This is a genomic window from Pseudoalteromonas sp. G5_S1_14_S5, assembly GCF_054968605.1.
Map to the genome: position 1 here is coordinate 14931 of NZ_JBQKUM010000022.1, position 22871 is coordinate 37801.

The 22871-nt window shown below is 43.8% G+C and carries 17 protein-coding genes; 11 read left to right on the forward strand and 6 right to left on the reverse strand.

From position 1 onward, the window contains the following. From ACTRWI_RS08725 to ilvN, 9 genes are all read left to right on the forward strand, one after another. On the forward strand, nucleotides 1–660 hold the full coding sequence (locus tag ACTRWI_RS08725; protein WP_499130583.1) for a TetR/AcrR family transcriptional regulator: 660 nt from the start codon (nucleotides 1–3) through the stop codon (nucleotides 658–660). Further along, on the forward strand, nucleotides 660–1997 hold the full coding sequence (locus ACTRWI_RS08730) for an efflux RND transporter periplasmic adaptor subunit (RefSeq protein ID WP_499130585.1): 1338 nt from the start codon (nucleotides 660–662) through the stop codon (nucleotides 1995–1997). The genes ACTRWI_RS08725 and ACTRWI_RS08730 overlap by 1 nt, the downstream gene beginning before the upstream one ends. Further along, nucleotides 1994–5101 carry an efflux RND transporter permease subunit gene (locus ACTRWI_RS08735; protein WP_499130587.1) on the forward strand — a complete coding sequence of 1036 codons (3108 nt, stop codon included), beginning with the start codon at nucleotides 1994–1996 and terminating at the stop codon, nucleotides 5099–5101. The genes ACTRWI_RS08730 and ACTRWI_RS08735 overlap by 4 nt, the downstream gene beginning before the upstream one ends. Before the next feature lie 206 nt (nucleotides 5102–5307). Beyond that, a complete protein-coding gene (locus ACTRWI_RS08740) occupies nucleotides 5308–5832 on the forward strand; it encodes a phosphatase PAP2 family protein (protein ID WP_499130589.1) in 525 nt (174 codons plus the stop codon). 55 nt (nucleotides 5833–5887) lie between these two features. Continuing rightward, nucleotides 5888–6943, forward strand: coding sequence for an MJ1255/VC2487 family glycosyltransferase (locus tag ACTRWI_RS08745; RefSeq protein ID WP_499130590.1), 1056 nt, complete (start codon nucleotides 5888–5890; stop codon nucleotides 6941–6943). Between the two features lie 346 nt (nucleotides 6944–7289). Next, entirely contained in the window at nucleotides 7290–8249 is a 960-nt protein-coding gene (gene leuO / locus ACTRWI_RS08750) for a transcriptional regulator LeuO (protein ID WP_063523452.1), read from the forward strand. A gap of 201 nt (nucleotides 8250–8450) precedes the next feature. After that, nucleotides 8451–10259 (forward strand): AMP-dependent synthetase/ligase, encoded by a 1809-nt coding sequence (locus ACTRWI_RS08755; RefSeq protein WP_499130592.1) that lies wholly within the window; start codon nucleotides 8451–8453, stop codon nucleotides 10257–10259. Nucleotides 10260–10718: 459 nt separating this feature from the next. Beyond that, the gene (locus ACTRWI_RS08760; protein ID WP_499130594.1) at nucleotides 10719–12458 is read left to right on the forward strand and encodes an acetolactate synthase 3 large subunit; all 1740 of its coding nucleotides are present in this window, start codon (nucleotides 10719–10721) and stop codon (nucleotides 12456–12458) included. A 1-nt stretch (nucleotide 12459) separates the two neighbouring features. Further along, nucleotides 12460–12954, forward strand: coding sequence for an acetolactate synthase small subunit (gene ilvN / locus ACTRWI_RS08765; protein WP_008219984.1), 495 nt, complete (start codon nucleotides 12460–12462; stop codon nucleotides 12952–12954). Between the two features lie 638 nt (nucleotides 12955–13592). Here ilvN and ACTRWI_RS08770 read toward each other — a convergent pair. Both ACTRWI_RS08770 and pykF read right to left on the reverse strand, forming a co-directional pair. Further along, nucleotides 13593–14252, reverse strand: a complete 660-nt coding sequence (locus ACTRWI_RS08770) for a GntR family transcriptional regulator (RefSeq protein WP_499130597.1) — start codon at nucleotides 14250–14252, stop codon at nucleotides 13593–13595. Nucleotides 14253–14441: 189 nt separating this feature from the next. Continuing rightward, nucleotides 14442–15854, reverse strand: a complete 1413-nt coding sequence (gene pykF / locus ACTRWI_RS08775; protein ID WP_499130598.1) for a pyruvate kinase PykF — start codon at nucleotides 15852–15854, stop codon at nucleotides 14442–14444. A 428-nt stretch (nucleotides 15855–16282) separates the two neighbouring features. Between pykF and ACTRWI_RS08780 the strand changes: the two genes are divergently transcribed. Beyond that, the gene (locus tag ACTRWI_RS08780) at nucleotides 16283–17053 is read left to right on the forward strand and encodes a DeoR/GlpR family DNA-binding transcription regulator (protein ID WP_499130600.1); all 771 of its coding nucleotides are present in this window, start codon (nucleotides 16283–16285) and stop codon (nucleotides 17051–17053) included. Between the two features lie 107 nt (nucleotides 17054–17160). Then, nucleotides 17161–18993 carry a glutamine--fructose-6-phosphate transaminase (isomerizing) gene (gene glmS, locus ACTRWI_RS08785; protein WP_499130602.1) on the forward strand — a complete coding sequence of 611 codons (1833 nt, stop codon included), beginning with the start codon at nucleotides 17161–17163 and terminating at the stop codon, nucleotides 18991–18993. 93 nt (nucleotides 18994–19086) lie between these two features. On the opposite strand, the gene ACTRWI_RS08790 is transcribed toward glmS, so the two are convergent. From ACTRWI_RS08790 to ACTRWI_RS08805, 4 genes are all read right to left on the reverse strand, one after another. Beyond that, nucleotides 19087–20355, reverse strand: coding sequence for an O-acetylhomoserine aminocarboxypropyltransferase/cysteine synthase family protein (locus tag ACTRWI_RS08790; RefSeq protein ID WP_499130603.1), 1269 nt, complete (start codon nucleotides 20353–20355; stop codon nucleotides 19087–19089). Nucleotides 20356–20847: 492 nt separating this feature from the next. Beyond that, nucleotides 20848–21696 (reverse strand): OmpA family protein, encoded by an 849-nt coding sequence (locus ACTRWI_RS08795; protein WP_499130605.1) that lies wholly within the window; start codon nucleotides 21694–21696, stop codon nucleotides 20848–20850. Next, a complete protein-coding gene (locus ACTRWI_RS08800) occupies nucleotides 21636–22016 on the reverse strand; it encodes a hypothetical protein (protein ID WP_499130606.1) in 381 nt (126 codons plus the stop codon). Before ACTRWI_RS08800 ends, ACTRWI_RS08795 begins: the two co-directional genes overlap by 61 nt. Further along, nucleotides 22004–22864, reverse strand: coding sequence for a hypothetical protein (locus ACTRWI_RS08805; RefSeq protein WP_499130608.1), 861 nt, complete (start codon nucleotides 22862–22864; stop codon nucleotides 22004–22006). The genes ACTRWI_RS08800 and ACTRWI_RS08805 overlap by 13 nt, the downstream gene beginning before the upstream one ends. Nucleotides 22865–22871 lie beyond the last annotated feature (7 nt).

Sequence of the window (22871 nt, forward strand, 5' to 3'; positions counted from 1 at the left end):
ATGGCAGGGCGTAAAGCGGGACGACCGCAGCAGAATCTCGATGTCAGGCAGTTGCTTATTGAGCATGCTCGAGATCTGTTCGTCGTTCAACCATATGACAAGGTATCCACTCGTTTAATTGCTGAACGAGCTGGAGTGAATATCGCGATGATTCGTTATTACTTTGGTAACAAAGCGGGGTTGTTTGAAGCAATGCTGCGTGAAACCTTACGACCAATGCAAATCCAGATGCATAAGCTGGTAGAAGAGAGCAGCCACGAGAACTTTCTCGATTTAATGCGCACTTACTACAAAGAGATGGTCAAGTTTCCTAAGTTTCCTCGCTTAATTGCCCAAGTGATGAATATGCCGCCTTCAGAGGTACAGAGAGAGCTGCTAGAGAAGGTCTTTCTCGATGTCACTAAACCCGCCCAAGATGTCATTTTTGAAAAGCTGATGGCACAGGGCGTTTTGCGGAAGGACATGGATCCTAAGCTCTGCCGCGTGTCGTATATAAGTCTGATGGTGTTTCCGTTTATAGCACCGCCGCCTTTGCTAGCTATTCATGGCATCGAGCTTAATGAAGCTTTTTTGAACCGATTAATCGAACACAACATTCAACTGATGACGGAAGGCTTTATTAATGCACCAAGCCCTTCATCTTTGCAGGAACCAAAATAATGAGAATAAATAAAAAGCTCCTTTTCTTCCCAGCCTTGGCCGTTGGTGTGATTGGTTTAGTAGTGGCGATCAACTTGAAACCAGATTTACCAACTAAGCCTTCCGGCGACAGGGCGCGCTTGGTTGAAACCGTCAGTTTAGAGAAGCAGATGATCGCGCCGTTGGCGGTTGGTTTTGGCAAAGTGGTACCTAAGGTTGAGTGGAAAGCGATTGCCGAGGTAACAGGACAGATCGTTTATCGACACCCCGATCTTGAGAAAGGGCAAGTGATCCCTGCAGGAACTGAGGTGCTTAAGATCGATCCTTTGGATTACGAGTTGAAGCTGGTACAAGCAGAAGCGGATCTTAAATCGAGCCAGACTTCACTAGAGAAATTGAATCAAGAAGAGCAGAACCTGAAACAGACATTAAAGATCGAAAAAAATCGCTTAGTGATCAGCAATAAAGAGCTCCAGCGTAAACAAGATCTGCGTAAGAAAGGGCTGACCTCCCAGTCTGATGTCGATCTACAACAACAGAGCGCACTCTCCCAACAGAAGTTGGTGTTAGATATACAGAATCAAATCGCTTTGATGCCAGATGAAAAACGTGTCGCGCAAGCGGTAATTAAGGTGAATGTCTCTAAAGTAAAAGAAGCGCAACGCTCTTTAGATAAAACAACCATCACCTTGCCTAGACCAATGCGAATCGCTCAAGTCGATATTGAACAGAATCAAGTAGTTAATCTGCAGCAAGAGATGTTCATTGCTCATGGGATCGACGTTATGGAGGTTGAGGCACAACTTTCTATTCACGATATGCAAACTTTAGCCTCAAGCTTTACTCAGTTTCCTCGCGATGTATCAGGCATCCCAAACCCATATCAAACGCCAACTAAGGTAAGCATTCAGTTGAACAGTGGCAGCTTAAATCTGACTTGGCCAGCCAAGGTTGCACGAATCAGTGAGACTGTGGATGAAAACCAAGCGACAGCGGGCATCATCCTTGAAATCAATCAAGACTATTCTGCGCTTGAGCCTAACAGTGCCACCCCTTTGGTAAATGGTATGTTCGTCAAAGCGGAGATTGAAGGCTTAGCCAATCCGAGTTGGGTTGTGCCTGAACGTGCCTTACATGGCGATAAGATTTACTTAATGGATGAGAACCAGCGTTTGAAGGTTGTGAATGTCGAAGTACTTTACCGCCGAGATAACCAAGTAGTTATTCGTGGTGAATTACAGACCGGAGACAAACTGGTTCTTAACGACGTTCTGCCTGCCATTGAAGGTATGCTGCTGAAAGAGTCTGATTTAAATGGTGATGAGCTTTCCTCTAACAGTCAGGAGAGCGCTTCATGATCAAGTTCTTCTCAAGGCACCCAACCGCAGCCAACTTGTTGATGCTTGGTTTGTTGATATTGGGTTTGAGCTCGTTGTCCACCATTAAACGTGAAACCTTTCCTGCCTACGATCCGCCTTACATTATGGCAGCGATTGTTTATCCGGGGGCTTCCCCACAGGAGGTCGAAGAGAGCCTGTGTGTGCGAATGGAAGATGCGGTCGATGGCTTAGCGAACATTGAAGAAACCCAATGTGAGGCGATAGAAGGCAGCGCACGTCTAATTCTCAAATTGAATGAGAAAGCGGATATCGGTCGAATGCTGGTGGATGTGCAAACTCAGATCAATTCGATCAACGATTTTCCTGCAGAGATTGAATCACCTGTCGTACAAGAGCTAGATTGGAATGAGCCAGTCGTTGATATCGCGATTACTGCGGACACCTCGTGGCCGGAGTTAAAGGCATACGCTGAAGATCTAAAACGCACTATGAAGCTCGATTACGATGTGTCACTGGTTGATGTTAGCGGATTCTCAGATCACCAATATCGCGTTGAGCTAGATACTCAAGCGATTCGCCAACTCGGTTTGAGTGTCGGTGATATTGCTGATCAAATTGGCCGTCAGAATGTGAAACTGCCGAGTGGTAACGTTGAAACGCCAGACAAAAACTTCCTGATTCGCTTCGATGAAAGGCGTATCACGCCCGTGGAGTTGGAAAGTATTGTGGTGGGTTCAGGGCCAAATGGCTCTGTGATCCGTTTACGAGATATTGCAAAGATCACAGACCGCTTTGAACTTGATGAACAGAAGGTGTTGTTTGATGGTAAACCTTCTGCTCTGCTTAAGATCAGTAAGAACAAAGAAGATGATGCACTGAGAATTAAAGAGCGTGTCACTCAGTTTGTTGAGGACCAGCGTGCAATTTCGCCTGATGGCGTGACTCTGCAAATGACCAACGATCTCTCCTCTGTTTTGTGGGATCGTCTGACCATGATGGTGCGTAATGGCTGGCAAGGTATTGTGCTGGTATTCGCAACCATGTGGCTTTTCTTCAGCTTACGTTATTCTTTTTGGGTTGCAGCAGGCCTGCCGGTTGCATTTCTTGGTGGCTTGTTCTTAATGGCTAACTTGGGACTGTCGATCAACATTATGTCATTGGTCGGTTTGTTGATGGCGATCGGTATTATGATGGATGACGCCATCGTGATCGCCGAATCGATCGCCTCCCACCTCGACCGGGGACAGAACGTCGATGATGCGGTGTATAACGGTGTTAAGAAGGTACTTCCCGGTGTGTTGTCTTCCTTCCTAACCACAGTGTGTATCTTTGGTAGTTTGTTATTTCTCGATGGGGAAATGGGCGCGGTACTCAAGGCCGTTCCTCAGGTTCTGATTTTGGTGCTGTCGTTGAGCTTGATCGAAGCTTTCTTAATTCTGCCAAATCACTTGTCGCATTCGCTACACAAAGAGAAAAACGATAAGCCAGCGCTGCACTTCAAAACTGTACTACTAGAGAAGTTTGAGAACTTCCGTAATACCACCTTGATGAATATGGTCGAGAAAGTGGTGACCTTCCGCTATGCCTTCATGGGCGGAGTGTTGACCTTACTACTTCTGTCTATCGCTTTGATTGCTGGTGGTATTGTCAAATTTCAGCCATTCCCAGAGCTTGATGGTGATATTGCTGAGGCTCGTATCATTCTTCCTCCGGGGGCATCACTGTCTCAAACTGAGAGAGTGGTCGATAAGATTGTGGCTTCTGCTGAGCGTTTGAATGAGCTGTGGAGCGAAGAAGTTGAAGAGGGCAACACGCTAGTCGAACATATAACCAGCCAGTTTAACGCCAATGCCGATGCCAATGAGTCTGGCCCGCACTTGGCTACCGTGCGATTAGACCTTCGTGGAGCTGAGAGCCGTAATACGGTGATCGGTGATTTCATCGATGCATGGCGAGAGGACATTGGTGAACTTGCGGATCCAATCTCACTGGTCTTCAAGCAACCGACCATGGGGCCGGGAGGACGCGCGATTGAAATCCGTGCCAAACATGATGACCTTAATGCATTGAAAGCTGCTTCTCTGGATATTCAAGCTTATCTGAATGAGTTTGATGGTGTTTATGGTGTGCTTGATGACATGCGCATGGGTAAAGAAGAGATCTTGGTTAAGCTGCGCCCAGGCGCTGAAACCTACAATGTGAACGGGCAGATGATTGCCTCTCAACTGCGAGCGGCCTTCTTTGGTCAGACTGCGGATGAGATTCAAATCGGTGTTGAGAATATCTCGATAGAGGTGCGTCTTGATAAAGAGCAAGCGGGCGACATTCAACAGCTTGCTAACTTCCCAATCATTACCGCGGACGGCAGCCAAATTCCGTTAGCTACGCTGGCGACGCTTGATTTCCAGCGAAATTATGTACGTATTCAACGCATTGATGGGCTGAGAACTATTAGTATCTTTGGTGATATTGATAATAAGAAAGCGAGCTCTTCAGCGATCTTAGCTCAGTTCCAAAAAGATGAAGCGCCTAAACTTATTCAGAAGTACCCTGGCTTACGATTTGATTTCGAAGGGGAAGCGAAGGATGCAGCCAAGACGGGCGCCTCGATGGGCAAAGGATTCTTGCTCGGTCTGTTTGGTGTGTTTGCGATTCTGAGTTACCAATTTAGAAGCTATTTAGAGCCAGTGGTTGTGATGCTCGCGATTCCATTAGCCTTTATCGGAGTGGTTGTTGGTCACTGGGTGCTTGATCATTCCTTAAGTATGCCGAGTATGATGGGCTTTGTGTCGCTTGCAGGGATTGTAGTTAACGACTCCATCTTACTCGTTCAATATATTCGTTATCACGTTGATGAAGGAGATAGCGTGCATGACTCGGTGGTGAAAGCGAGTCGTGAGCGTTTCCGTGCCGTGTTCTTAACCTCGATGACGACGGCAGCTGGTTTATTGCCTCTGCTCACCGAAACCAGTTTACAGGCTCAGGTTATTCAGCCTTTGGTTATCTCGATCGTATTTGGCATCTTTGCTTCAACCCTGCTGGTGCTGTTTATGATCCCTGCGGCTTACGCAATCTTGGCTGACTTCGGTTTAGTGAAAAAGCACGAGCCCCTTTCGCTATAGAGTGTTAAGTCAGAAATTAGAAGTGAATAATAAAGCGGCCTAGGGTCGCTTTATTTTAATATGAGGTGAATAAGCCTCTGATACGGTTGAATCAGAGGCCTCTCACCGTGGAAAATTTCATTTTAGTTCATTCAAAACGTCACTTAACTGTCATTTGTTGGGCATAACTTGACCCTTAACTGAATAAGGATTGTTAAGGAGAACGTATGCGTACTATCGAACCTATTGTCCGCTGGGATGTGGCATTTTCTGCTTTCTGTTTAAAGAACCGGCTTAGTGGCCAACATGCGACGTTGAGTAAGGCGGTCTCTCATACGGGAGATGGTCACCTCTATATATTGATTGCTTTGGTTGCATTGCTTGCCGATAGCAAAACAGGCAGCGATTTTCTGTTGGTGGGCTTAACTGCCTTCGCGATTGAGCTGCCAATCTATTGGTTTGCTAAAAATACTCTGAAGCGTCGCAGGCCCGCGGAATTCTCTTCTCTACTTCACTCTCATATTGTCCCATCAGATAAGTACAGCCTGCCATCTGGGCATGCCGCTGCTGCTTTTGTTATGGCGACATTAATCGGACATTTCTATCCGAGCTTGTATCTATTTTGTTTGATTTGGGCCACAGCGATTGCTGTCTCTCGAATACTACTCGGTGTGCACTTTTTAACGGATGTACTCATTGGTGCAGCTTTAGGGATGGCATGTACCAGTCTCGCTATTAGCCTCGTTCTTTAAATATTGCTCAGTCATCACTACCAAGCGCTTAAGTTGCGAATCGAAAGGAAGTCTCATGAAAATATTATACGGCGTACAAGGCACTGGAAATGGTCACATTGCACGCGCAAGGGCAATGGCCGTCGCGTTTCGTCAGCAGAACATCGATGTTGATTTTCTCTTTTCAGGCCGAGAAGCGGGCAAGTATTTCTCGATGGAAGAGTTTGGCAAATACCGAGTGCGTAACGGCTTAACTTTTTATAGTGAGCAGGGGCAGGTTAAATATGCAAAGACATTCATCAAGAATAATGTCTGGCGTTTTCTTAATGAGGTTAAACAGCTGGACCTTACACCGTATGACTTGGTGCTCAATGATTTTGAACCTGTGACGGCTTGGGCGGCCAAAAGGCAGGGCGTTCCTTGTATCGGCATCAGCCACCAAAATGCCTTTCGCTATGATGTGCCTAAAGAGGGAGGAAATTGGATTGAGCATATTGTCATTCAACACTTTGCGCCGACAGAGCACTCGATCGGTTTGCACTGGTATCATTTTGAGCAGCCAATCTTGCCACCTATCGTTCACACCTTAGCTCACCACGAGCAGACCGAAGTGCTACAGGACTTCATATTGGTCTATTTGCCGTTTGAGAATCTTGAAGCGATTTCTGAGTTGTTAATGAAGTTTGTTTCGCACAGTTTCGTCTGCTATCACCCAAATGTGATTGAGCATAACAAAGTTGAAAATATTACCCTCAAACCACTCAGTCATGCGGGTTTCCAATTCGACCTAAACCAGTGCTCTGGTGTGGTGGCTAATGGTGGATTTGAATTGCCATCTGAAGCGCTTACTCTGGGCAAAAAATTATTGCTTAAACCACTCGATGGACAGTTTGAACAGCAGAGCAATGTGGCCACACTTGAGGCGCTTGGATTAGCTCAAACCATGAGCTTTCTTGATCCGGCGATTTTGCGTAGTTGGCTCAACGAAAAACAAGCTGAAGTCGTCTCTTATCCAGATGTCGCTAGTGCGCTTGTTGAGTGGGTTTTAGCTGGGAATTGGGCCAATCAAGATGACCTAAGAAAACAGCTTTGGGACAAGGTAGACTTTCCGAGCTACGCATCGCTCACTTGATTCATAAGTGTTAATTTTGTATTAAGTGGTTAATCAATTCATCAGTTAAATGAATTGTAACAAATGTAACTGAACGACAGAGCAGCTAAATAAGTCGAAATTAAACTCCAAATTAGCGCATTTTATGTTTTTTTATAACTATTTAAGTTGCTGATATTTAATGTTTAATTAATTGTTGAGATAAAATTAAGTTATTCTTTATCAATCTTGTTGGTAGCTGGAGATGCATTGGTTAATAGTAGGTGTAATCCGAAAAGCATCGGTCTGGTAAATATAAAAACTAGTGGTTATCTATTCCCATACCATTACAAACTTAACGCTGTCGTACCGACAAGAGGCAACTTGAATGTTAGATAAAAAAGACGCAATGAGCGCTATCACTAGCTACAGAATGGAAAGCACACTTCGTGGAGTGGACTTAAACCTTTTGACTGTATTTGATGCAGTAATGCAAGAGCAAAACATTACACGTGCAGCTCACAACTTGGGTATGTCTCAGCCGGCAGTAAGTAACGCTGTGGCTCGCTTGAAAGTGATGTTTAACGACGAACTATTTATGCGTCAAGGTCGTGGTATTCAGCCGACTCAACGTGCACGTCAGTTGTTTGGTCCTATCCGCCAAGCGCTACAATTAGTACGCAACGAATTACCAAGTTCGGTGTTTTCTCCAGAGTCTTCTTCTCGCCTGTTCAAGCTTGCGATTTGCAGCCCTTGTGACATGCGTTTTGCACCTAAGATTATGTCGACGATTAACGAGCAAGCACCTAGCGTAAAACTGCATATGGATGCTGAATTCGACCGTCAACTTTCTGAGCGTATGCGCTACCAAGAAATCGACTTCGTTATTGACTACGCTCGTTTCGATGAGCAAGGTTTCTCAAGTACTGAGATCTTTCAAGACGAATTGGTTGTGGTTGCTTCTTCTTCTCACCCACGCATTAACGGTGAAGTGACAGCTGAAGAGCTATTGAATGAGAAGCACGCGAAACTATCTCGCATTCACGGCCAACGTAGCTTCTCTGAGCAAGCTTACCGTGACCTAGACTGCACACCTTTCTACGAAGGTACGAGCCTAAGCAACGTACTTTATGTTGTTGGTCAATCGGAGTTAGTAACGATTGCACCTCGCTGGATGGTAGAGCACGCAGCAAACAAAGATAATCTGCAGATCCTAGATTTCCCATTCGATAATGCGGCAATCTCTGGCTACCTAAGCTGGCACGAATCAAGTGAGAAAGATAAGGGACACATTTGGTTACGAGATCAGCTAATGATGATCTGTGGCGAAGTAGTGGCGCTTAACTAAGCACTAAACTCTATGATTTATAAGCCCTAAGCTGGGAATCTGGCTTAGGGCTTTTTTGTGCTTGTTATCTTTGCTGATAGAAAACCTAGCGAGAGACGTACTATTACTTATAACTTTGCGCTCCATCAGTTGCCTTTTCCATAATCAAAGGTACACTTGTGCGCTCAAAAAAGCTTACAGGTGTAAGCCAAAGGTAAAGAGATGGCCAATTTAGATTTTCATATCGTAAAAAGACTTCGTGACCAAATTGCCCAAGGCGGCAACCGAACAGCTTTGAAACACAAAGTAGGTAATGTATGGCAAGGCATTAGCTGGCAGCAGTTTGGGCAACAAATCGATACGCTTTCATTAGCGCTATTGGCTCAAGGATTGAGAGTTCAAGATAAGATCGGTATCTATTCAAACAACATGCCTCAATGGACGGTGGCAGATTTCGCTGCTTTACAAGCTCGTCTTGTGACTGTGCCGATTTATCCAACTAATACCGCCGCGCAGTCTTCTTACATTATCCAAAATGCAGATGTGAAGATCTTGTTCGTTGGTGAGCAAGTTCAATTCGATACTGCCGTTAGCTTATTTGAAGAGTGCGAACAGCTAGAAGTAGTTGTCGCGATGTCGGACGATATCGATCTTCAGGGTCACAGCTTTGCGGTATCTTGGAATGATTTCATGGCACGTGGTGTTGAGTCACAACAGGCTGAATTCGACGCTCGTCTTGCTGATGCAAACATGGATGACTTACTGACCCTTATCTATACCTCTGGTACAACAGGTCAGCCTAAGGGCGTAATGCTTGATTACACCAATGTTGGCTACCAGCTAGAAGGGCATGATGAGCGCTTGAGCTTAACGAAAGACGATGTCTCGTTGTGTTTCCTACCTTTATCACATGTATTTGAGCGTGCTTGGACTTTCTACGTACTCTACAAAGGCGCAACTAACTGCTATCTGCAAGACACAATGCAGGTACGTGATGCACTGAACGACGTGAAACCTACCGTAATGAGTGCGGTTCCACGCTTCTATGAAAAGATCTTCTCTGCGATTCACGAGAAAGTTTCGAAAGCACCGTTTATCCGTAAAGTGCTATTTACTTGGGCGGTAAACATGGGCGCGAAGCTCTCGGTTTGTCACCAAGAAGGTCGTACACCATCACTGATGCTGAAGAAGAGCCATGCGCTAGCCGATAAGCTTGTGTTATCTAAGCTACGAGCGCTACTTGGTGGTAACATCAATTTCATGCCATGCGGTGGCGCGAAGCTTGATGAAACCATTGGTCGTTTCTTCCATGCTATCGGCATTAACGTAAAACTTGGCTACGGCATGACAGAGACCACAGCAACGGTTTCGTGCTGGGATGACCGCTGCTTTAACCCTGACTCGATTGGTATGGCTATGCCGGGCGCTGAAGTCAAAATTGGTGCTCAGAATGAGATTCTTGTTCGTGGTCCAATGGTGATGCGTGGCTACTACAAAATGCCAGAAGAGACAGCGAAAACATTCGATGAGCATGGCTTCTTGAAGACCGGTGATGCGGGTCATTTTGATGAAAATGGTAACCTTTTTATTACCGACCGTATTAAAGAGCTTATGAAAACTTCAGGCGGTAAGTACATTGCACCGCAAGTAGTAGAAGGCGCGATCGGTAAAGACCACTTCATCGAGCAGATTGCTGTGATCGCTGATACACGTAAATTTGTTTCTGCACTGATTGTTCCGTGTTACGACTCGTTAGAAGAGTACGCTAAAGAGTTAAATATTAAGTACCACGATCGAGTTGAACTGATTAAGCACCATCAAATCGTTGAAATGCTTGAGAAGCGTGTAAATGACTTGCAGCAAGAGCTTGCTAAGTTTGAGCAAGTGAAGAAATTCAAGTTGTTGCCAAAAGCGTTTTCAATGGACGATGGCGAACTAACGCCAACTCAGAAACTGCGTCGTAAAGTTATTAACGACAAGTATCAAGACGAAATCGAAGAAATGTACACTGAAAAGCCTAAAGACAAGTAGTTTTAAGATAGATAAATTTTCAGTTGTTTAAAAATCCCCCTACGAATGTGATTGCATTTTTAGGGGGATTTTTTATGGCTCTAGACTTGGAAGAATGTGCGAATGCGCACACAGAAAAGCGCTTCATTTATAGATAATTAGTTATTTATATAATTATTAAGTGCTTTTTTTGAGTGCTATCATGGTTTTTATAACTGCTTGTTTGACTTGGGGTAGTGTTTGTTTGATGTTTTAAGCTGGTGATTGGTTTTTTAACATGATCGCCGGATAACGGGTGTTAGACCAGATGATAATAAAGCGTTAAAGTTGTTTCGTATTACTGTTTGTTGTTATCACGACAGACAGCCATAGCCGAAAAAGTGGAAGTATTTCGAATTAGGCTACGAATAAGCCCTAGACTATGAAAAACCAGCCCAACACGTTCACCAAATGTGATTGGAAACTGGTGAGGAGAGCAATATGACAACAAAACCTGAAACAGCAATGTTATCCGGCGCTGAGATGGTGGTGCAGTCTCTTATTGAAGAGGGTGTAGAACAAATCTTTGGCTACCCAGGTGGTTCTGTACTTGATATCTATGATGCGCTGCATGCGAAAACAGACGAAATCAAACACGTATTAGTACGACACGAACAAGCCGCTACTCATATGGCAGATGGCTATACTCGTTCTACCGGCAAGCCTGGTGTAGTACTGGTATGTTCTGGTCCTGGCGCAACCAATACCGTAACTGGTATCGCAACGGCATACATGGACTCGATTCCAATGATCGTTATCTCTGGTAACGTACCAAACAATCTCATTGGTAATGATGCCTTCCAAGAGTGTGATATCGTGGGTGTATCTCGACCAATAGTTAAACACAGCTTCCTAGTTAAGAAAGCGGAAGATATCCCTGAAGTTCTAAAAAAAGCATTCTATATTTCAACGACAGGACGCCCTGGTCCTGTGGTTATCGATCTGCCAAAAGATGTATTAAACCCGCAAATCAAGCTTCCTTATGAATACCCAGATACGATCAAAATGCGTTCATACAACCCAACGGTTACGGGTCATAAAGGTCAGATCAAGAAGGCATTAAAGGCACTTCTTGAAGCGAAGAAGCCAGTACTTTATGTCGGTGGCGGCGCGGTTATATCAGAAGCCGATCAACAGCTGATTAAATTGGCTGAAGCACTGAATCTACCCGTGGTAAGCACACTAATGGGTTTAGGTGCTTTCCCTGGTACTCACAAGAACTCTCTAGGCATGTTAGGCATGCACGGTTTGTACGAAGCCAATATGGCGATGCACAATGCCGATCTTATTTTTGGTGTCGGTGTACGTTTTGATGATCGTACAACCAACAACCTAGATAAGTACTGCCCGAACGCGAAGATCATGCATATTGATATTGACCCATCGTCGATCTCTAAAAACGTGAAAGTGGATTTGCCTATCGTAGGCTCGGCGGAAAAAGTCCTAGAAAGCATGGTTAACCTTCTGATTGAGCAGGGCTGCACCAACGATGCTGAAGCTCTTGAAAGCTGGTGGGGTGAAATCAAGCAGTGGCAAGATCGTAACTGCTTAGCATATGAAAAATCATCTGAGTGCATTAAGCCGCAGCAAGTTATCGAAGCTCTGCATAAAGTAACCAATGGTGATGCTTATGTTGCTTCTGATGTTGGCCAACACCAAATGTTTGCAGCGTTATATTACCCATTTAACAAACCGCGTCGTTGGATTAACTCTGGCGGCCTAGGCACCATGGGCTTTGGTCTACCTGCTGGCATGGGTGTGAAGTTTGCTCAACCGGATGAAGAAGTAGTTGTGGTAACCGGTGACGGCAGTATTCAGATGAATATCCAAGAGCTGTCCACGGCACTGCAATATAACATCCCAGTAAAGATTATTAACCTAAACAACCGTTTCTTAGGAATGGTAAAACAGTGGCAAGATATTGTTTATCAAGGTCGTCACTCTAACTCATATATGGACTCTGTTCCTGATTTTGCCGCTATCGCGGAGGCTTATGGCCACGTAGGTATGCGTATTTCATCTCCGGATGAATTGGAATCAGGTTTGGAAAAAGCACTGGCGATGAAAGACCGTTTGGTATTTGTCGATATCAGTGTGGATGACACCGAGCACGTATACCCAATGCAGATCAAAGGCGAGGGTATGGACAACATGTGGCTAAGCAAAACGGAGAGAACATAATATGAGACACATCATTTCACTACTAATGGAAAACCAACCGGGTGCGCTTTCTCGTGTGGTTGGTTTGTTTTCTCAACGTGGCTACAACATCGAGTCGTTGAACGTATCTCCAACAGATGATCCAACGCTTTCTCGTTTGAACGTGACAACTAACTCAAGCGAAATGCAGCTAGAACAGATTCAGAAGCAACTACATAAGCTGATTGACGTTCTTAAAGTGCAGGAAGTCTCTGAGCTTGAGCACATCGAGCGTGAGCTCTTGATGGTAAAAGTTCGTGCGAGTGGCTTTGCTCGTGCCGAAGTGAAGCGCACGGCGGATATTTTCCGTGGTCAAATTGTTGATGTGACGGCTTCTCAATACACGGTACAAATGGCGGGTACGAGCGAGAAACTGGATGCTTTCATTCAAGCCCTATCTGAAGTAACGGAAGTACTTGAAGTAGCACGCAGTGGCGTGGTCGGCATCGCTCGTGGTGAGCGCGCGCTGAAAGCTTAAATGGTAAGTGTTTAAAAATAGCTATAAAGCCGCTTTTTTTTAGCGGCTTTTATTTTGTTAATTTTCCTTGCTTACCGTAACTATGTTTACTTGGCGTCCTTTAACCAAGGGAGTGATTAGGCTGTCTTAACGTTGATATGAAGAATCTCATTTTTGAGCGAGTTAGGTCACAAATTTTGTACAGTTAGACTAAAGTCTAATATTGGTGGAAATTTGAGCTAAAATGAACAGTAAGTAAACTACGTTGCTTCAGATTACATTGTGCTAAGTGGTGTAATAAATAGAGTGTTTACCAGATAGTAAAGGGATGACACCGTTAACTTAATTTAGCTGGTTAGCTAGCCTTTTCAATGAGTTGTAAGGCGGCAGTAGAATTAGGTTAGCAGGAGCAAGAGTTTGGGGATCATACAGTCTGGTTGAATGAGGCCTGGTATGTTTGTCGAATTTTTAGTGAGATTAACCATAGGTACATTAGTCATTCTTGGTTTTAAACTGAGTGCTTTGTATTTCTTACCCATGGTTTTGCTACTTAATACTCACCACAAAGAGTTTTTTGGGTGGTAGTTCAGCCTCGATGCTGAAAACAAAAAAACGGAGCTTTAGCTCCGTTTTTTATTGGTTTGAAATCTATCGCTGCCTTATGCCGCTTCGATAACTTCTTCAATTCGTTTCATTGAGCCTAGCAGATGTTGATCAAGTCGTTCTGTTGCTTGCTCTACATTCTTCGATAGTACTAGCTTCATGATCATTTCGTGTTCATCAATGTTGAACAGCTCCTCTGACGCACTCTGTGCTGATATTGCTAAGAAGCGGTAACGCTTTACTTGGTTGATCAAATCTCCAAAGAAGCTAAACATGTTCTCTGAGTCAGCGCCTTCAAGTAGCGCAACGTGAAACTGTTGGTGACGCTCTTCCCATTCCACACAATCAAACTCTTCAGACACATGCTGTACTCGAGACAGCTTGTGATAAGAGGTCAGTACGTCCAGTTCCCAGGTTTCATCGCCCGCAGAAATCGCTTTTTTCAGTAGTACTGATGAAACGACACGTAAGCTCTCATAAAGATCATTCAGTTCTTTCTTTGATACTGGTGCTACCCAACAGCCTTTTTGTGGCTCAAGCTTTACGTATTTGCTCCAAGATAACTGCACTAGAGCTTCGCGAATTGGAGATGCGCCAACGTTGTATCTATTCTTTAGATCAGCAACAACGAGCTTTTGGCCTGGGGCTAACTCACCATTAAGAATATCCTGGCGAATCATCTTTGATACTTTGTCAGTAAGAGTAGGACTAGACATTACAAACCTCATGTATATTTGATTTCTAGTCTGCTAATCCGTCTCTTGGAAAGAGTCCATTGGAAGTTAACAGTACGTAGTTCTATTTTGTGTTGATAATACAGCGTACTGAAAAGTTAGGCAAGATTATGTTTCATAAAAAAAGAGGGCCGGAGCCCTCTTTTATATTTTATGCGAATCGGTTCATTCTTATAGAACGTGAACAGATGCCGTGTTTGTTGTACCTGAAGCTACTAGAGCACCTGAAACCATAACAACGATGTCGCCTTTGCTACCGAATTCAGCATTAAGAGCGTACTCTTTACCCATTTTGTAGAATGCGTCAGTGCTGTCGATAGAATCAACAAGAACTGGACGAACACCTTTAGTAAGAACAAGCTGAGCAGCTGTCTTTTGGTTCGTTGTTAGTGCAATGATGTTTGCAGTTGGGAAGTACTTACGTACTGAACGTGCAGACTTACCGCCTTCAGTAGCAACGATGATTAGAGGAGCAGCTAGCTTCTCAGCTGTGTCTACTGCGCCTTTACATACTGCTTCAGTGATACGTAGACGTGGGCTGTCTAGACGAGAACCTAGCTCAGCTTTAAGAGAAGAATCTGTACGGTTCGCGATTTGAGCCATGATAGTAACAGCTTCAACTGGGTACTTACCTTTAGCCGTTTCGCCAGAAAGCATTACTGCGTCAGTACCATCCATGATTGCGTTCGCAACGTCACCCGCTTCTGCACGAGTTGGGCGTGGGTTGTTGATCATAGAATCAAGCATTTGAGTTGCAGTGATAACCATCTTACGTGCACGGTTACACTTCTCGATCATCATCTTCTGAGCGAAGATTACTTCTTCAGCTGGGATTTCAACACCTAGGTCACCACGAGCAACCATGATACCGTCAGAAAGTTCTAGGATTTCGTCGAAGTTATCAACACCTTCTTGGTTCTCAATTTTAGAGATGATGTGGATGTCGCTACCGCCGTTCGCGTCTAGGATCTCACGGATCTCTTTAACGTCAGATGCTTTACGGATGAAAGAAGCTGCTACGAAGTCAACGCCTTGCTCACAACCAAATTTAAGGTCGTTTTTATCTTTTTCAGATAGAGCAGGAAGTTGAACAGAAACGCCAGGAAGGTTAACACCTTTGTTTTCGCCTAGTGCACCGTTGTTAAGAACTTTACACTTAACTTCAGTTTCAGTTGTAGAGATAACTTCCATTTCGATTAGGCCGTCATCTACTAAGATAGTGTTACCAACGTTTAGGTCAGCTGAGAAACCAGCGTAAGTTACTGCTACAGTCTCTTTGTTACCTACAACTGAAGTGTCAGTTGTGAAAGTGAATTCTTGACCAGCTACTAGATCTACGTCGTTGCCGCCTTCTAGCTTGATAGTACGGATCTCTGGACCTTTAGTATCAAGAAGGATAGCCAGTTGCTTACCTACTTTGTCCATTACTTCGCGGAAGTTTGCAATACGAGTGCCGTGCTCTTGGTAGTCACCGTGAGAGAAGTTAAGACGCATAACGTTCATGCCAGCGTTTACTAGTTCAGATAGCTTCTCTACAGATTCAGTTTTAGGGCCAATCGTACATACGATTTTGGTCTTTTTCATGGAAGGTACTCTCCGGTAAGTATTGTTACAATTTGAAATTGATTTAAGTTCTGAAGATTGGTCCGCTACATCAGCATTTTGTGCCTGCTAAGTAAAATCGCGGGACTTCCAATATGCCCTTCAGAGTTGTAAGTCTTTCATCAATTTTAGTCATTTTATGACCAAAAGATTTTGATTCAACATCGGGTTTCTGTACTTACACCAATATATCAGGTGAAAGTTGCAAAAAAATAACGGTCAATTTTGTAATTTTTTTTCTTTTCGGGTGCGGATTCTACCACCTAATCAATTCAATATCACTGCTTAACAATTGTCTTAGGACAAGGTTTTATCGCTATTTATTAATTTTTTGGATCGAAATAAATGGACTAAATAGTTTCGTTGTAACTATAATATGTTTCACATCGAAACCAACCGGTCTTTTTTAAATGTCGAAACGAAACACTCAGCTCAGAAGACATGCAATTTCTAACCTAGTGAACGAAAAAGGGGAGGTTAGTGTTGATGAATTGTCCGCTAAGTTCGAAACCTCAGAGGTCACTATTAGAAAGGACTTAGCGTCTTTAGAGAAAAACGGTCAGCTTTTACGCCGTTATGGTGGTGCGATTTCGCTACCGAAAGAGGTTGTAAACGAAGAATTGGCTCAAAAAGTTTCGACTCGAAAGGTTTCTTTAGCCAAAGCCGCTGCAGATTTAATTCGCGACCATAACCGCATCGTGATTGATAGTGGCAGCACAACGGGTGCCTTAATTCAGCAGCTCAATACTAAGCGTGGTTTAGTTGTTATGACCAACTCATTACATGTGGCGAATGCGCTGAATGAACTGGAAAGTGAACCAACATTGCTAATGACGGGCGGTACTTGGGATACCCACTCAGACTCTTTCCAAGGCAAAGTCGCAGAATCGGTACTTCGCGCATACGATTTTGATCAACTGTTTATCGGGGCTGATGGTATCGACCTCGATAGAGGCACAACTACATTCAATGAATTGGTTGGTCTAAGTAAAGTGATGGCTGAAGTGTCACGAGAAGTGATCGTGATGGTTGAGTCTGAAAAAGTGGGACGAAAGATCCCCAATCTAGAGCTGGCATGGGATCACGTCGACATCCTCATTACAGATACAGACTTGAGCAAAGAATCTCAGGCAAGTATCGAGTCGCACGATGTTCGAGTGATCTTAACGGATCCAGCGTAAAACTAATTTTTAACTATTATGCATTTAACTTCCTATGGTAGATCTTACTAAAGATATGGCTTTTGCTTGCTGCCAATAGGAATAAACGAAATTGATGGAGTCAAACTATGTGTGGAATTGTTGGTGCAGTAGCACAGCGTGATGTAGCCGAGATTTTAGTAGAAGGCCTTCGCCGCCTAGAATACCGTGGCTACGACTCAGCGGGTGTTGCTGTGGTTGATACCGAATCAAATCTGACTCGTGTACGTCGCTTAGGCAAAGTACAAGAGCTAGCTGACGCGGTAGAAGAGCAACAAGTCGTTGGTGGTACTGGTATTGCGCACACTCGTTGGGCAACGCACGGTGAGCCATCTGAAGCGAACGCACACCCACACATGTCTGGTGATATCGCGGTGGTACACAATGGTATTATTGAAAACCACGAAGCACTGCGCAATATGCTAAAAGAGCGCGGCTACGAGTTTACTTCACAAACAGATACTGAAGTTATCGCACACTTGGTTGAGTGGGAGCTTCGTACTTCAGACTCTCTAGTTGAAGCACTGCAGAAAACGGCAAAACAACTTGATGGCGCATACGGTACAGTAGCGGTTGATCGTAAAGATCCTTCACGTATTGTTGTTGCTCGTTCTGGTAGCCCAATCGTAATCGGCTTTGGTGTTGGCGAAAACTTCCTTGCATCTGACCAACTAGCACTACTTAGTGTGACACGCCGCTTCATGTATCTAGAAGAGGGTGATGTTGCTGAAGTGACTCGTCGTGAAGTTAACGTATTCGATGCAAATGGTGAGCGTATTGAACGTGAAATCGTTGAATCTAACGCGGAGCACGATGCGGGTGACAAAGGTCAATACCGCCACTTCATGCAGAAAGAGATTTTTGAACAGCCAACTGCACTGATCAATACAATGGAAGGTCGTATCTCAGATACGTCTGTGATCACCAATGCTATCGGTGTTAAAGCGGAAGAGATCCTAAGCAAGGTTGAACACGTTCAGATCATCGCATGTGGTACGTCTTACAACTCTGGTATGGCGGCACGCTACTGGTTTGAATCTCTAGCGGGCGTAAGCTGTGATGTAGAGATCGCTTCTGAGTTCCGTTACCGTGACTTCGTAGTTCGTCCAAATAGCCTACTTGTGACGCTTTCTCAATCTGGTGAGACAGCAGATACACTAGCAGCCCTTCGTCTTGCGAAAGAGAAAGGCTACATGTCAGCAATGACTATCTGTAACGTAGCGGGCTCTTCACTGGTTCGTGAATCTGATTTTGCGTTCATGACTCGCGCAGGTACAGAGATCGGTGTTGCTTCAACAAAAGCATTTACTACGCAGCTTGCAGCAATGCTGATGATGGTAACGTCAATTGGTCGCTTACAAGGCCGTATCGATGAAGCAAAAGAGACGGAAATCGTTCAAGCTCTTCACCAACTACCTACAGACATCGAGAAAGCACTGGCGTTTGATAAAGAGATTGAAGCACTAGCGACAGATTTTGCAGACAAGCACCATACACTATTCCTAGGTCGCGGTGAGTACTATCCAATCGCAATGGAAGCGTCTCTAAAACTGAAAGAGATCTCTTACATCCACGCTGAAGCATACGCTGCAGGTGAGCTTAAGCACGGCCCTCTAGCTCTGATTGATGCAGACATGCCAGTAGTGGTTATTGCGCCAAGCAACGACCTGCTAGAAAAGCTGAAATCAAACGTAGAAGAAGTACGTGCACGTGGCGGTCTGTTGTATGTATTTGCGGATGAAGCAGCTGGCTTTGAAAGCGATGAGAACATGAAGATTATCAAGATGCCTCACGTGAGCGAAGTAACTGCACCTATCTACTACACGGTTCCGATGCAGCTGCTGTCTTACCATGTAGCGCTAATTAAAGGCACCGACGTTGACCAACCTCGTAATTTAGCGAAAGCGGTAACGGTAGAGTAAGCTACACCTATAAATAGACGAAAGCCCATCATCATGATGGGCTTTTTTGTAACTGTTACTTTGTACACTTATCTTCTGGTGTCGCTATAAGTCTCAAGCGTTAAGAGCTTGCTCTAGGTCTGCGAGGATATCTTCGATGTGTTCAATACCGACTGATAGGCGAATCATCTCTGGTGATACTCCAGCTTGTTTCTGTTCAACTTCGCTTAGCTGACGGTGCGTTGTCGAAGCTGGGTGACAAGCCAGAGATTTTGCATCCCCAATATTTACTAGGCGTTTGAATATTTGTAGCGCGTCATAGAAGCGAACACCTGCTTCATAACCATCCTTTAAGCCAAAAGATAAAATCGCCGATGGCTTACCTTGCATGTACTTTTCAGCCAGCGGGTAGAACTTTGAACTAGGTAAGCCAGCGTAACTTACCCAACTGATTTTCTCATGTTGGCTGAGATACTCCGCCACTTTCAATGCGTTCTCTGTATGGCGCTCCATACGTAACGACAACGTTTCTAAGCCTTGCATCAGCATGAAGGCATTCATTGGTGACAAGGCTGCACCAGTATTCCGCAATGGCACTGTTCGTGCTCGGCCAATAAAGGCGGCCTCACCAAAGGCTTCGGTGTACACCACACCATGATAAGAGGATTCAGGCTGATTAAACACCGGGAAGCGCTCTTTGTGCTCTGCCCAAGGGAACTTACCTGAATCGACAATCACACCACCCAAGGTTGTACCGTGTCCGCCAACGTACTTGGTTAGTGAGTGCACCACGATATCAGCACCAAATTCAATAGGCTTACACAACACCGGCGTCGCCACTGTGTTGTCGACAATCACAGGGACACCTTGCGCATGGGCAAGTTCGGTAACACGTTCTAGGTCGATGATATTACCCGCAGGGTTACCGATACTCTCACAGTAAACCGCTTTGGTTTTTTCATCGATCAGCTCAGCCAAGCTTTCTGGTTTGTCGTCTTTAGCAAAGCGTACTTCAATCCCTTGGTTTGGCAGCATGTGAGCAAACAAGGTGTAAGTACCACCGTAAAGCTGAGGTGTTGAGACAATGTTGTCACCGATTTGTGCCAACGTCTGAATCGCGTAGTTGATTGCCGCGCTGCCCGCACTCACAACCAAGCCTGCGATGCCACCTTCTAGCGCCGCCATACGTTTTTCCAACACATCGTTGGTTGGATTCATAATGCGGGTGTAGATATTGCCTGGTACTTCTAGGTTGAACAGATCAGCGCCATGCTGAGCATCGTCAAATTCATAGGCGACAGTTTGGTAGATAGGGGTAGCAACGGATTTCGTGGTTGGATCGGTTTCGTAGCCGAAGTGAATCGAGAGTGTTTCGTCTTGCATGTTTCTTCCTTGAATGATTGGTCGATTTATGTACAACCATATTGCCGATTTTTTTATAAAAGAAAAGTAAGCTTAGTCACAGAGAGGCAATTGGCATTGTGTACTGTGGAGTTCTCTCATTCAGAGATGTATTGAAATGAGTAGGGCATAAAGAATAGCGAGCTTAGAAAAGCAAAAAGCCAGAGCAGCGTGAACTGTTCTGGCTTTTCTAATTTGGTGGCCCCTCCCAGATTTGAACTGGGGACCGAACGATTATGAGCCAAGCTTTGTTTCTTTAATCAACATAGTAATCCTATCTATAGTCATCTCTATATCTAATAGTAAAATTACATTCTCTGACATTGACATTGGGGGAATAGTTTGAAAAATGATGGAAGAGTAAACATATTTTATTAAGATTTTCTGCCCTCTTTGTTGCTGAACATTTTGTCCTCGTGGTAAGCCACCGCTTCTAAGCCTATCTCAATTGTCAGTTTACGTTGAGAAGGTTTTTTACATCGCAATGGTGAAAGGTTTAATAATAACCTCAACACGGCGATTTTTAGCCCTACCTAATTCCGTATCATTTGAAGCGACTGAGCGTGATTCACCATAGCCTATCGAGTTAATACGGCTATGATGAATCCCCTTTGAAACAAAGTATTCAACAACTGACCTTGCGCGCTTTTCAGAAAGACTTTTGTTAAACGATTCTGAGCCGGTCGAGTCAGTATGACCAATAATAGTAACGTGTGATTGAGTGTGCTCAGAAAGCATTTTAAGGATATCGTCAAAATGCTTCAGGTTATTTTCATTTAATCGAGCGCTGCCGTTCTCAAACAATTCTACTGAGGAGTGTTCATCAATCGTAACGATCTCATGTTTTTTCATTAGTGACTTAGGCTCTGGTTTAGGGTCTGGTTTAGGTTCTGGTTTAGGTTCTGGTTTAGGTTCCGGTTCTGCCCATATATCACCTAAGGTAGCCTCAAACTTCAACTTCTCAATCTGTGCCTTTAGCCTATCAATCTCCAGATTATATAGGCGATTACAGTTAATTCTCTCTCGCTTTGCCCCAATAGGAATAACCAGTTGAACATAAGCCCCAATTTCATCACGATCATCAAGGTTTGAAACGTATCGGCCTGAATTAGGTGAGTAATCGCTTTTTTGTTGAGTACCGATCAAACCAGTTTGCACATACGTATCACTGGCAATTGTTGATTCACAGGTAAAGCCGTTTTCAGTTGTAATTCTATCGTATCCGCCTGGGATGTTAGCGCCAGGGATACTCAACCCTGTTGCTATTGTTGGTAATGGTGCTGTAAGCGCGATAATGGATAATAAACTTTTACGTCCGTACATATACGACTCCTGAACATATCATTTTCTAAAGGCTGTGAAACGCTGCATACTTCAAACACCTGTTTTTTATCTGGTATGATATTTTTTATCTTTACGTTTATTTTTCTAGTTTTACCGCTTTGTAATGGAATAACTTGGTTTGTTTTCACATCATCAATATATATATCAAAACTTTGTTTAACGTTTCTGAGGTTACCAATTTGGATTTTAGCGATGACATAAGGCTCGTAAGCCAATATTTTCATGCTCATTGGTGTTTGACTATGAGCGTATACTAAAGAGCTAAATAAAAGTGCTGAAACGGCTATTAATTTTTGCATGTTAGTTCTAATATCATTCTATGTTTACCAGCTATGGCATTATGTTTTTCAATATCAGCAACGGCGAAAGCGTTTTTATCCAGAGTTTTACCAGTATTCAAATCAAGCTCAAAACGAGTGACTGGCTCTTCACCAGTTGGCAATTTAGTACCATCAGTTAGTATAATACCGTACTTATAATTAGGTTTGAAACTTGCTTGCTGTTCCACTTCATATTTAACATCACCAATTAGTTTTTTTGTTCCACTGTAACCAACAGAAAAACTATTATAAGTGTCCTTTGCTGTTTCATTTTTAAATTTTATGGTACCAACATGCTTATCAACAAGAATCATACAGTAATCTTTAGGTTTTGTTGGGTCATAAGTAAACGTATAAGTATCGATTCCACTCAGTTCAACATCAATAGTATAGGGTTTCTTATCTTGACTTGATGCATGGCTAGTTTCTCTAGCAACGATAAGAAATGTAATTGCCCTAGCAAAATGTTCATTGTTACTGCCCCCAACACGATATTTATAGGTGTCTACTTCTCGAAATCGCCTATCAAAAGCAACAAACATTTTGTATTCGATTTTGCTTGGGTCATTATTCCTAACTGTCAAAGTAAAATTGGTTTCTTTATATCTTGAAAATAGGGTGAGATAAGAGCCATGTCTATAATCAGAATAATTAAGTGATTGCGTTGATGGTAATGCGGCACTCTTTAACGTTCTGCAAACCTCAATAGCATTGTTGTTGTTAAAACCAATTTTACAGTCGTTATCGTAACTGCCCCCAGTAATATATGTATTTATTGCATGGCCGGTAATAGGAAAAGCCATTAGCAAAGGTAATAAATATTTCATATGTTTG